This is a genomic window from Streptomyces sp. NPDC001941, from assembly GCF_040296945.1.
Taxonomy (GTDB): Bacteria; Actinomycetota; Actinomycetes; order Streptomycetales; family Streptomycetaceae; genus Streptomyces.
In genome coordinates, this window is record NZ_JBEOYE010000166.1 from 1 (window position 1) to 11,752 (window position 11,752).

The 11,752-nt window shown below is 64.9% G+C and carries 7 protein-coding genes and 3 pseudogenes; 1 reads left to right on the plus strand and 9 read right to left on the minus strand.

The genetic code is table 11. From position 1 onward, the window contains the following. Window positions 1-745: 745 nt before the first annotated feature. The 7 genes and pseudogenes from ABT160_RS45015 to ABT160_RS45045 form a co-directional block, all read right to left on the minus strand. A pseudogene (locus tag ABT160_RS45015) lies at window positions 746-1,039 on the minus strand (transposase); the annotation flags it as partial. Between the two features lie 840 nt (window positions 1,040-1,879). Beyond that, the gene (locus tag ABT160_RS45020; protein ID WP_351655683.1) at window positions 1,880-2,515 is read right to left on the minus strand and encodes a TIGR03085 family metal-binding protein; all 636 of its coding nucleotides are present in this window, start codon (window positions 2,513-2,515) and stop codon (window positions 1,880-1,882) included. A gap of 91 nt (window positions 2,516-2,606) precedes the next feature. Continuing rightward, window positions 2,607-3,218: a TetR/AcrR family transcriptional regulator gene (locus tag ABT160_RS45025; protein WP_351655686.1), complete on the minus strand. Its 612-nt coding sequence runs from the start codon at window positions 3,216-3,218 to the stop codon at window positions 2,607-2,609. A gap of 795 nt (window positions 3,219-4,013) precedes the next feature. Further along, a complete protein-coding gene (locus ABT160_RS45030) occupies window positions 4,014-4,748 on the minus strand; it encodes an ANTAR domain-containing protein (protein WP_351655689.1) in 735 nt (244 codons plus the stop codon). Then, window positions 4,729-5,472 (minus strand): ANTAR domain-containing protein, encoded by a 744-nt coding sequence (locus ABT160_RS45035; protein ID WP_351655692.1) that lies wholly within the window; start codon window positions 5,470-5,472, stop codon window positions 4,729-4,731. Before ABT160_RS45035 ends, ABT160_RS45030 begins: the two co-directional genes overlap by 20 nt. Before the next feature lie 341 nt (window positions 5,473-5,813). Then, window positions 5,814-7,505 (minus strand): hypothetical protein, encoded by a 1,692-nt coding sequence (locus tag ABT160_RS45040; RefSeq protein WP_351655694.1) that lies wholly within the window; start codon window positions 7,503-7,505, stop codon window positions 5,814-5,816. 697 nt (window positions 7,506-8,202) lie between these two features. Then, window positions 8,203-8,964 (minus strand): annotated as a pseudogene (locus ABT160_RS45045) (transposase family protein). An 89-nt stretch (window positions 8,965-9,053) separates the two neighbouring features. Here ABT160_RS45045 and ABT160_RS45050 point away from each other — a divergent pair. Further along, a pseudogene (locus ABT160_RS45050) lies at window positions 9,054-9,203 on the plus strand (IS5/IS1182 family transposase); the annotation flags it as partial. Window positions 9,204-9,212: 9 nt separating this feature from the next. Here the strand turns inward: ABT160_RS45050 and ABT160_RS45055 are convergent. Together ABT160_RS45055 and ABT160_RS45060 are read right to left on the minus strand one after the other, a co-directional pair. Next, entirely contained in the window at window positions 9,213-10,688 is a 1,476-nt protein-coding gene (locus tag ABT160_RS45055) for a lyase family protein (RefSeq protein WP_351655697.1), read from the minus strand. Window positions 10,689-10,928: 240 nt separating this feature from the next. Further along, the coding region (locus ABT160_RS45060; protein WP_351655700.1) for an ISAzo13-like element transposase-related protein at window positions 10,929-11,752 on the minus strand (824 nt) is incomplete at its 5' end.

Consider the following 11,752-nt stretch of genomic DNA (forward strand, 5'->3'; position numbering starts at 1 on the left):
GGGACCGGCGGTCGGCCCCGCCGCCTGGGCGGGCACGGGCGAAGCCAGAAGCGCACCGCAGAGCGCGGAGGTGACGACGAGATAGTTCTTCACGGTTCATCCTTGGAAATGGGCGGCATAGAGGTAGGGCGACAGCGGCCACCGAGGGCCGGGCTCTGTTGCAGCATGAACGATTCCGCAGAGTCCGGATCCCCCCACACCACCCGCTTCCGGCCTCTGTCGGACCGGAAGCCAGTCCGTTGCAACCAGCAGGCCCTGAACGCAATGCAGTTGCACGTCAAGCTGAGGCTCGCCAGGTCCTGGGACGGGAAGCGCGGTTCACCCGATGGAGTGGGGCCGGCGTCCGGCACCAGCGCACGCACGCTCCGGAACTCTGCGACATGGGCGCACAGTTGGTCGGCCAGTGGCGGGACCTTCGTCCAGGCAGGTGCGGGCGCCGGCATTGTGGCGCCGCTGACTGCGGCCAGGGGCGGCTGCGCGTGCACTGGAGCAACGCGACCGGGCCGCACGTTTCAGCAGCACACCCCGGACGAGAAATGGGTGACACGGGCGAGCGCAGCGACCGTATACGGGAGGTGAGTTGTCCTCCGCGGCTTGGAGCAGCTCGGAATGCGCTGTAGTGAGACGCGGCCACGCGCCGACGTCCAGGTATGGGCAGCTGATGAAGGACGGCCGGAACTGCCGCACCGCGGCAGCGATGGAGGCTCGCTACTCGGCGACGCCGCCAGGACGAACCAGTGCCACATCAGGCGACGTTTGCCCTGTCGACGACAGTGCGTAGGCGTCGGTCGTCGGCGTGACGGTTTCGCCAGCTGATGTATCGGCGGATCATGCTGCTCTGCTGTTTGTGGCTGGTGTGGTCGGTGCCGTCGAGGGTGAAGTAGCGCAGGGCGGCGAACTGGGCCTCGATGCGGTTGAGCCAGGAGCTGTTGGTCGGTGTGTAGGCGAACTCGACGTTGTGCGCCGCGGCCCAGTCGCCGACGCGGGTATCTCTCTACGTCGTCAGGTGGGGGGAGAAGTTGTCGAGCACGACCGCGATATGGCGGCCGTTTCACGCCGTGAGCCGCACCCTCGTCGTTGTGCCCCCAGAACCGCTGCCCCCGGCTCGGTGCGCGATGCGCGTGAGAGACAGGCTCGACGCGTCACCAGCCGACGGCCCAGCTCCGCCAGTGCCCCTTGCTCGGCCAGCAGGTCCCGCGCGCAACCACAGGTGGCCTCCAGGCGTTCCCGCAGCTCGTCGTTCACCGCCACCTCACAGTAACCACATCCAACGAGACATAGGCGCTTCGGCATCTTCAGTCGATACCGATGATCCGCTTCCCGGGAGGAGTTTTGGTGGGTGGGAGTCCGCCGCGCAAGCCGATGGTTCTGCGTTGCGGGCTTCGACCTTGCTGGCACACACTGCAACAGCCCGGTGCACTCCTCGAAGAGTCCGTCGTGGTGCCCATTGTCGAAGGAGCCGTATTCCCCGTGGATCCCGGAGCAGGTAGCGTCGCAGGATCACGGTGCCGAGTGCGCTGCTGCTGGTTATGTTCGGGCGGACGGCTGAGGTTCAGGCTGTAGAGGCATCGCCGGGCCGCCAGTCGGTGAGGATCGGTTCGATCGGCATCCAGGGTGCTCCGGATCGGCCGCTGGGCTCCGCAGGGCGCGGGGTCACGCTTCCGACGTACCACGTGGCGAGCGGCCCGATCGGGAGGCATGGATGAGGCCACGATCCGAGTTGGGGCGAGAGGGGAGGTACTGAAAATGAATCTCGCTACAGCCGCCTCATAGCCACCGGCCTTTCCAGCTTCAGCCGCTTGGGGTTGCCCAACACCGCGTGCTGCGGCGAAGCGGCGCTGCATGGTCACTGACCTGCGGCGTCTCTCGCAGCGGAGACTCAGAGTCCCAGCTGCTTGCTCCCCTGCAGGCGCGCGGCTGCTTCCTTGTCCCCATCGACCTCGACCGTCGCCGAGTCCTGACGGCCGAGCAGGAACATCATCAGCTCCCCGGGCTCGCCGGTCACGGTCACGGCGGGTGTCCCCTTGCGGGCGACCACGGTACGGCCGTCGGGGCGGCGTAGAACGAGGCCGACCGGAGATTTCCGGCCGGCCACCCTCGCGCCCCGCTCGACGCGGGACCACAGTACGTCGGAGAAGACCTGGTCGAGCGGGCGCGGCGACCAGTCCACTTGGGCTCGGCGCACATCCTCGACGTGTACGTAGAACTCGACCGTATTGACCAGCTCGTCGATCTGCCTCATGGACCAAGGCGAGAACCGCGGCGGCCCCGTTCGGATGAGCCGGATGAGCTCTTCGTAGGGCTTGTCCGTGTACTCCCGCATTACTCGGTCGATCCTCCCGGCGAGCTGCTTGACGAAGATGCCGCCCGCAGCGTCGGGGCGGCGTTCGCGCACGACGATGTGGGCGGCGAGATCGCGGGTTCTCCACCCTTCGCACAGAGTCGGCGCCTCGGGGCCTGCGGCCTCCAACAGTTCGGCGAGCAACAGCCGTTCACGCTTGGCATGGGTCGACATGGCGGTCAGCGTACGTCATGGTGGCGAAAGTACATCCTCCGGTGCCCCACTCTCGTGATCCGGACCCGCGTCAGGCGGCGGGCCCGCCGGTTCAGCGCGCGGTGGCGTTGGGTGACGTGGCTGACGGCACGTTGGTGCTGAGCAGCGCGCGTACGGTGGCGCGGACCTGCTTCGCCGTTGTCGCGGGTGTCGAGGTGTCGAGCTTGCCGTCGAGGTGAAGGAACGCCAGGCCGTGGACTATGGCCCACAAGGCCGTGGACAGCGTCTGCGCGTCAGAGCCGGGGAACACGCCGCGGACGACATCGTGAACGTACGCCCAGGTGGCGGCGGAGGCTGCGGCGCGTTCCTCGCTGGCCGGGTCGCAGGGCTCGGCGAACATCACCCGGAATATCGCTGGGCGCTCAAGGGCGAAGCGGACGTAGGCGACGGCGAGCTCAACGAGGTCCTCTGGAGTGCGGGGCGAGGGGTGCGCCGCCGTCAGGTGGGCGGCGAGTTCGCCGTAGCCCTGTGCCGCAACGGCGGAGACGAGCGCGTCGCGGTCGGCGAAGTGGCGGTATGGCGCGGTTGCCGAGACCCCTGCTCGTCGTGCCACCGCCCGCAGGGACAGGGCGGCGCTGCCGTCCTCCTCGAGCAGCTTTCGCGCGGAACGCAGGCAGGCGGCGCGCAGATCGCCGTGGTGATACGGGTCGTTCGCCAGTGACATGGGACACGCTCCCCAATGTTTACCCCGCTCACATCCTGGGCTTAATGTAAGCGCTGCACACATGATACGGAGGGGGGAGAGATTCCGATGACCAGCAAGATGCTCGAACCCCACCACCTGAGCTCCGGCACGGTCCTGGGCAGCCGGACCGCCAAGGCGGTCATGGAGGAGGCCAGGGCCAGTGGCGGCCAGCTCCCTGCACCTCGCCTTGGCGCGCTCTACCGGCACCGGGCACATGGCAGCGGCGGACCGCTGATCACTGGTAGCGCCGTGGTCCAGGCCGAGGCGCTGACCGGCTCCGGCAGCATCATGCTCGATGAGGCTCCACCGTATGCGCCACTCACTGGACGGCCGCGGCCGGATATGCCGCCGCCGTTTCCATCTGGATCGAGCTCAAGCACCCCTCGATGGATGAGTTCGAGCCTTGCATCCTCCACCGATTCCCATCAGCGCCCGCTCATCCCTGCAGGGCGGACCTGGTTAAGGGGAATGCGCTGCAAATCAGGACCACCAAGCGGCAACCGAAGCTGAACCGGCCATGAGCCGCGTAGGGCCGACACGGCAGCCCAGGCGCAGCTGGGACCCCGTATCCCCGCCCCAGCCCGTACCGACGCGGGCGAGCGTGAGCCACCTCCGTACACCTGAACGAGCTCGACTGCTCCCGAACCTCGGTGCCACCGGAGCGCAGACGTCGCACTTCGGCCAGCAGAGCAGACCGTATCTTCCCAAACCTCGCGACTCCCGGCCTGATCACTGCGGGGTTCACGGCCAGATGCTCGGATGGAAGGCGAAAACCTATCGGGGAATCACGTCAGTGTCCTGCGCGCCATTGATGATCCGCGCGGCCAACTCCGCCTGCTCCACGCCGGAGTCGAGTGAGTACCGGCGGAAGAAGGCGAACGCGTCGTCGATGCTGCAGTCCCAGCGCTGAGCAAGAATTCCCTTCACTTGCTCAATAGTGGCGCGGCTGGCGAGCGTCGCCTGCATCTGCAAACTGTCGAGCAGCCCCTGCTCGAGTCTGTGCTGTCGCAGGACCCCGAGGGTAGCGACGTCCGCTATGGCCTGCGCGAGGGAAACCGCGGTAGGGGCGATGTCGTGCGAGCCGGCCTGCAGGAGGCTGAGCACTCCCACGCTACTGCTGCGCACGCGCATGGGCAGAACATGGACGCGCGTGTAGCCGTGCGCCCGCGCGCGAGCGATGAAGGACGGACACATCGTCTTCGCTGCGACGTCGGTCAGGTCGACATTGAGGCGGGGCTGCGCGGCACGGCCCATCGCGGGGTACGGCCCTTGATGAGCCTGGAGCGTGAACAGGTCCACCAGGTCGATGGACTCATCAGAAGCCGCGATGATGCGCAGGTTACCGCTCGGCGCGATCAGCATCACCCCGGCGGCATCGATGTCCAGGCACTCCACGCAGTGGGCGGAGAGTTTCTGTAGAAAGTAGTTGACGTCGTAGTCGTCCACGAGCGTTTCTGCGAGGTCGAAGAACAGGTCCACGACGCGGGTCTCACGGGTCAAGTCGATCATCCTCCCCTTCGTCGGCCCAATCCCGACCATTCCCTTCGTCACCGGGAATATGAATACGCCTGGCCACCACCCCCTGCGCGACTTCGATCAGAAGAACGTCATTGGCGTAAGCGTACGCACGCAGCCTCGCCAGGGCATCGACGAGGGAGAGTCCAAGTTGGGCGCTCACCATGCCAGTTGCCTGGTGCACGACCGGCCAGTCAGCATCCGGACCCCACAAGAGATCCGTATCGTCTTCGTCCGGAGTGTCGAGCCCCATCTCCTGGGGAGCGGCGCGTGAGAGGCCCGTTATGATCCTGTCCACCAGCGCCAGGGCATCTAGGTAGTGCTGAAGCGAGAAGACATGCTGGCGGCACGTCACGACCGTCATCACACCCACCCGTACTGCGCTGGTACCGAGGTAGTAACTGCACGCACCGCGCACACCGGCTTTGTACGCGGCGGGAGTCAGGGCCGGCCAGCGACTCGGCAGCACGCCGGCCAGATCAGGTTCCAGGACATGCTGCCCGGCCCGCAGCGCCTCAGGACCAGGGCCCTCACCCAAGGTGTACTGCAAGTCTTCAAAGCGCGCGGCCACACCCGGAGTCCACCATAGCGGCTCGGCGTACGGGGCCTCAGCTACCGACAAGGAGATCGCCAGCCCATCCGCCTCCAGCGCATCCGCGCAGGCACCGACGATCTGCGGACCCCAGAGTTCGTCGAAGCGGCGCAGCACCGCGGTCATCTTGTCACTGACCACAGGAGCCCGCCTGGAACCACGCTGTACCCGGGCTGTCCATCTATCAACTCACTATACGTATGGCGCCTTGTCGGATCGTGCGATAACTCTACGAGACTGGCCTGTGACGCTAGAAGGATCCTACAAGGCGACCAGGCTGCCTGCCAGCAGCACCTCCCTTCGCACCACACATCACAACCGTGCACCAGCCTCGCGCTGTGCACGCCGCCATCCAGAACAGACCCCGCCGCTGCTTCAGCGACGCCCGGGCGCGGTGCACCGCGCCCGGACCCGAGCCGGTGCCGCCCCGGCTGTCGCATGCGCGCCGATGCCACCACAGCTGCCCTTCACAAGTCCCACAGGATGTCGGCCCTGATCAGAAGCAGCCGCAAGTTGTCCAGGCCGACCCGGACACGGTGCGAGGTGCTGCGGTCCCTCTGCGCGGTGTTGCGCACGGTCACGCCGGCCCGCAGGAGAGCATCGGGCAGCGCCCGGTCGCCGAACCCGCTCACCCGGGGGTCATTGCTGGCCTTCAAGAGCACGTTCAGCCCGCCACTGGAGATACCCAGGGCGGGCCCGCGCTCGGGGAACCAGTGCAGGGCAGGCCCGTTGCCGGTCCAAGAATCCCCGGCGTGACTACTCTTCACTCCCTGTTCCTGCACCGCGACCCCTGGGACCGCAGGAGAGACGACTCCTTTGCTGTCACGGATGTGGGCCTTGCGGTTGATGAGCGCAGCACGAAGCACTTCTCCCACCGCGACGTCCACCGAGTCCTGAGAGGCGTGTTGTTCACACAGGCGTGTCGCCTGCCGGGCCAGGGAGGCGGCCAGGTGCGGACCCACGGTGTCGACGAGCTCGACAGAGTCCAGTCCGGTGACCGCGGCCACGAGCCCCAGGCCGGAGAGCATGCCGCAGGCCGCGGTCACGACTCCGTCCATGGAACTGACCGCGCCCAGGTCATGCGCGGCCGCCCACGGCGCGAACTGCTCATACGCGAGCGTCTCGAGTTCCTGCAGGTAAGCAGCCGCGTCATCCTGCTCGTGCAGGTGAGCGATGATGAGGTCGCCCAGCGTGCGCAGCGGCATGGCGAGACGCTCACCGCCACCCTCCTTGTACCAGCGCCAGTCCACCTGGCCTCCGTCGCGGGTGAGATACGCGACCACTGCACGGCGGTACAAAGACTCCTGCATGTTCGTCGGCAGCATCTGTGCCGCGATCACGGGGATCGACCGGATACGGTTCCCCGGCTGCGCTGTCAGGTCCCGGTTGCGGCGTCCCTTGATCTCGGTCGCGTTGCCGGCGGCGCGGATTACGAACTCCAGCTTTTTGTTTATGTCGCGGACCTCTGCCGCAGGAGACGTGTAGGTAAGCGGGATATCGTCCAGCAAGGTAGGCATGTCACCTTCGAAGTCGATGGCGCACTCGATATCAGTGACAGTGCTGCTCATCCCCTTCGTGGGAACCGGCGGCCACAGCCTGGGCCGGGGAGTCAGAACCAAGCTGCGACCGGCGTTGGCAGCCGAAGTCTTCCCGGAGTTCGGAGCCGCGTCAAAAATGAATGCCGCAGTGACAGGCCGGAACGAGTACCCGAGAGAACGGGCCCCCACGGCCAAACCCATCAAAGGAGCCCAGCCGTGCTGGGCAATACTCCTCACCGCGCGCGCACACTCTCTGAGCGGCGCGGAGCGGGACAGGGGCGCGGCCGCCGTGCGCAGCTCCTCTGGTGCGCCGATGAGCCGTGCTGGGCGGCTGGGCGGATAGGTCCTGCCATCGGCATAGACATAAGTCAGGCCGATGGCAGGCAGCCGGTGCCAGCCGGTGTGAGTGACGACGAAGGTCCGCGGGAGGCGTTTACCCTGGTCGGTGATGACGTTGATGAGCACTTCGCGAATGCTCCGGGAGGCAGCTCCCGCGTCGTCGCTGAAGTCGTTCCATCCATCCGGACTGTACAGGTCGGCGAGGTTCTTTGTCAGAGTGTCGGAGCCGACCGTGATCGTGTAGTAGCGCCCCGAAGTCTTGCCGCCGTCACCCAGTACCACCAGTCGTTCAGAGGTGTAGGGAGCCCAATCCAGAATCTGGTCCCAGCCGGCCCTTTTGCCTCGACGCTCTTTCCACAGCGCCCCACCGGTCGCCGTTGCCTCGTATGCCCACCCGGGGGAACCGATGACCGGAAGGCCGGGGCCATCGTGCTGGGACAGGTGAGGGTCCTGAGATGCGGTGGACAGTTGGGAAGCCGTTTTCTGTCGCGCGGTTCGCGGGTCAGCCTGCCGGGCTCGGGGGGGACGGGTACTCGAGGCATGATCAGAGTGGGTCAAGATACATCCAGTCGGACACTGACCGCAGCCGGCGAACCGGCACATAGCGGCCATGGCGAACACCTTTCTGGCGCCATGACGCGCACGGAGTCCCCCAAGTAGCTTCATGGAAATCTTCGGGCGAAGCGCTACGGAGAAGGCAGAAAGTTGCATGACAGTGCGAGCCATTGGCAAGAGCCATGCGGGGGCCGGGCATGCTCTGCAATGCGTAGCCGGTAGCCCGTGCGAGCAGACTCGGAGAGGGTCTCCGGGAAGCGGTACCGACGATCAGTCCAGGCCGCATTGTATAGGGCCCGGGAGGCCTACCGGAACTATTGGTGCATGTGTGTAGGGAACTCCTAGAGGCCTCCCGACCTGCCTCTGCGGGGCCGGGGGACTCGCAGTGAGTGGTTCTTGCCACAGCACTGAGCCTTTTCCAACCTCAGTCTGAGCTGGCCAGATGCAGCGTGAGGATGGCTTGGACGAGGCTGGTGATGCGGGTGGTTGAGCAGCGGAGCTTGCGCAGGAGACGCCAGGCTTTGAGGGTGGCGACGGCCTGCTCGACGAAGGCCCGGATTCGTGCGTGGGATCGGTTGGCGGCCTGCTGGCCTGTGGAAAGCGTGTCCCAGCGGCCGCGGTATGGAACACGGACCGTGTCTTGGGTGCCCTGGTATGCCTTGTCGGCCCAGCAGGGAATCCCGGCTTGTTCGAGGGCGGTGCCGATGCCGTGCTCGCGGGCTGCGCGGACATCGTGTACCGACCCGGGAAGGGCTGGTGAAGCCCATAGCAACTGGCCGAAGGGGTCCGCGATGACCTGCACGTTCATCCCGCGTCTCTTGTGTTTGCCGGAGTAGAAGGGTCGGTCGGCGGCGATCCTGTCGATCGGCAGCAGCGTTCCGTCCAGCAGAACGAACGCCTTCATCGACGACGCCCTGATCGCCTCGGCCAACGTCGGCGCCAGGGCCGACAGGACCTCAACCGCCTCCGCGTACCGGTACGCGGTTGTCGTACCGACCCCGAAACCAGCCGCAAGCTGGGCATACGGATGTCCGTTGCGGAGGTGGGCGAGGGTGAGCTGGGCCTGCTGGCCTACGCTCAGGCGCCGTCACCGGGTACCGAGATCACGGCGATGCTGCCGCAGACGGGCGGCCAGAAAGCGAAGGGTAGAGCTGGACACGTCAACGCCGGACGGGTAGACAAGCATGCGAAGCCTCTGGTGGACACGGTTCTCTTGGTCGAAAACCCGTCTACCGCGGGCTTCACCGTATTATCAGGCCAACTGGCAATCTGCCGAGGCAGGTTGGAGAAGGCTCCATGTCCTGGCTTTCGGGCTACCGCAGACTCAGCCCCCGTTACGAGCGTCATCCCCGCAACTACCTGGCATTTCTCGGGCTCGCAGCCGCCCTCTGCTGCTACAAGCGACTCGTCCGCCTTACCACGTAGGACACGGCCTTAAGGGCGTCGGCCTTCAGTAAACCGGTCCAGGGCCTGGCCACTTCGGTTCCTGTCGGTGAGTACTATCGGATCTAGCAGCTCAGCTGCCTCGGCCGCGCTCAGAAGCCCAAGAACAATGGCTGATTCTCGCACTGAAAGATGATGTTCAATAGCGTAGCGGGCCACCATTTCTCCCGTTTCATACCCCAAGGCTGCACCGACGACGGAAGCTGCACCCAGGCTATGCTCTGCATGCATCCAATTTCGTTCAATATCGACTTGAATGCCCGCCACGCAATCATCGGTGAATCCGGGAAGGGTGCGTGTGAGGAGTTGGCATGATTCAAAAAGATTCTTGGCGATTACTGCGATCCAAACGTTGAAGTTGAACTCGCTTCCTTCGATTCCTGCGGCGACGATGCTGTCGTTACCTACTACCTGATAGGAGATCTGCATCATGAACTCGGGCAGTGTGGGATTAATTTTTCCGGGAAAAAAGGAAGAGCCTACCTGGACTTCAGGTAATCTGATCTCCATGAAGCCGGCCCTAGGTCCACTGGCCATGAGTCGTAGGTCTCGGCAGAATTTTGAAAGATTCCCTGCCAGTGTCCTTAGTTGCGCAGACGCAGTCAGGAAGACATCTGCGTTCGTGTAGTCATCGAAAGGGTTAGGATGCCGCCTCAACTCTAGTCCCGTGACCTCCGCCAATCTGGGCAGGACGGCCGCCTGATATCGCGCTCCGGCGCCCACGCCTGTTCCGATGGCTGTGGACCCCAGCGTGACGTCCAGACATGCCTCGATGGCCCGCTCTAGACGGAATACCCCTCTGTTGGTGGATGCCAGGTAAGCGCTGAATTCCTGCCCGAAAGTAATAGGAGTCGCGTCCTGCAGGCAGGTCCGCGAAGCTTTCACCACATTATCCAGCGAGGCCACTTTAGCCTCAAGCACTTCCTGCAAGTGCCGCAACACGAGTAGGAGATCTGTCAGGTCGCTGTGCAATGCCAGGTGAAGAGCGGTGAAAAGTACGTCGCCAGTTGACTGGCTAGCATTTACATGGCCACCAGGGCTTACCTCGCCACTCGCTCGATGGCCAGTAAGGATCTCACTACCCCTGGCTGCTAGGACCTCGTTTAGGTTCCTATTGAATGAGACCCCTCCGCCGCCCGCTAGAATATCGATCGGAAAATGTTCGGACCCGATCGATCCGGCAATGATTTCGTCCGCAGCTTGCGAGATAACCGCAGCGATCCTGACCGGAATGACGTGCGCGTCAGCGTTCGCCAGTGCTGCCGCTTTCTTGACGCGCGCCAGCGCAGTCAGGTAAGCCGGATACTGTGCCAGGGTGCGCCCAGAAACAGAGAAGAGCTTACGAGCTCGTTCGGTGTGGGCGCCGTAGTAGACATGCTGCGGCACGGGGATTTCACCAAGCCCATCATTCTCGAGACGAAAATTGTCTAGCATGGACGCACCTCGCAGGTTGGTAAGTTGCGGCACCGTGATCTTCCTCGCCGCCGTGGGAATGCCACTCACAAAGAGGCCTGTCGAAACCTTGTGATGCCGGGGGCCCGGCCTCGTGCATGCCGCTGGCGTAATCGAATAGAAAGCGATGCTGAGGTTGAGGTTTCACATCCGAGCTAGGGCGCGGCGGCCGCCGTCCAGCGTCTTACTCCTCTCCAGATACCCAAGAAGCTATCTGTCGAACCGGTCGGTACCCGCCTAAGGGCTCGCAGAGAATCAACATGCTGACTTGATCTCCGTGGGGCTGTTGGTGAGGAAGGCGGTGACGTCGGCGGGTGTGCGGAACCTGGCGGTCGAGGGTGGGATGGTGTGGCCGTGCGCGGCAAGGAGGGGCTGGACTTGCTGAACGGCCCTGGTGATGGTGCTGCCGTTGACGCCGAAGAGCTGGGCGATCAGGTCTCGGGTGCCGAGTTTACGCAGGTAGAGCACGGTGGCCAGGACTCTGTTGGTGGTGGTCAGCTTGTCCTTGGCGCCGGCTCCGCGAGCCCGGACACGGTCTCCTCCTCGCTGCTGCGACCGCCCGTGCTCACGTAGCTCATCGACGTTCTGGGACAGCTGGGTGACGAGTGCGTCCAGTGCCTGCTCCGTCATGCCGGTCAGTTCCGGATTGCGCAGACTGCCAGCGCGAGAATGCAAGGGGAGTCCCTCGGCTGGCCGCGGATCGTCGGCCGTGCCGGCCGTGTCGCGGTGTTGTGGGTAGAGGGTGTAGTTCCAGTCGCCGTGGAAGCGGTGCCGGCGCATGGGCAGGGCGTCGATGTCCGTGTCGGTGACCTTGATGCCGGTGTCGTAGGTGCCCGGGTCGAGTTCCGCGTGGACTGTCAGCCCGGTGCTGGTGGTGGTTGCCTTGATGCTGTTGACGATGACATCGTGGCTGTTCAGGGGCCTGCCGCGCCAGTTCATGGAGATGTGTGAGAACAGCCGGTGCTCGATCTTGTTCCACTTCGAGGTGCCCGGCGGCATGTGGCAGACCGTGATCTCCAGGCCCGTCTCGGCGGCCAAGGCGGCGAGTTCGCTCTTCCAGGCGCGGGTTCGGTATCCGT

Coding starts and splice junctions, on each gene's coding strand:
- ABT160_RS45020 (WP_351655683.1), bottom strand. CDS start 2,515: ATGTCGACCCATGCCAAGCGTGAACGGCTGTTGCTCGCCGAACTGTTG.
- ABT160_RS45025 (WP_351655686.1), bottom strand. CDS start 3,218: ATGTCACTGGCGAACGACCCGTATCACCACGGCGATCTGCGCGCCGCC.
- ABT160_RS45030 (WP_351655689.1), bottom strand. CDS start 4,748: ATGATCGACTTGACCCGTGAGACCCGCGTCGTGGACCTGTTCTTCGAC.
- ABT160_RS45035 (WP_351655692.1), bottom strand. CDS start 5,472: ATGACCGCGGTGCTGCGCCGCTTCGACGAACTCTGGGGTCCGCAGATC.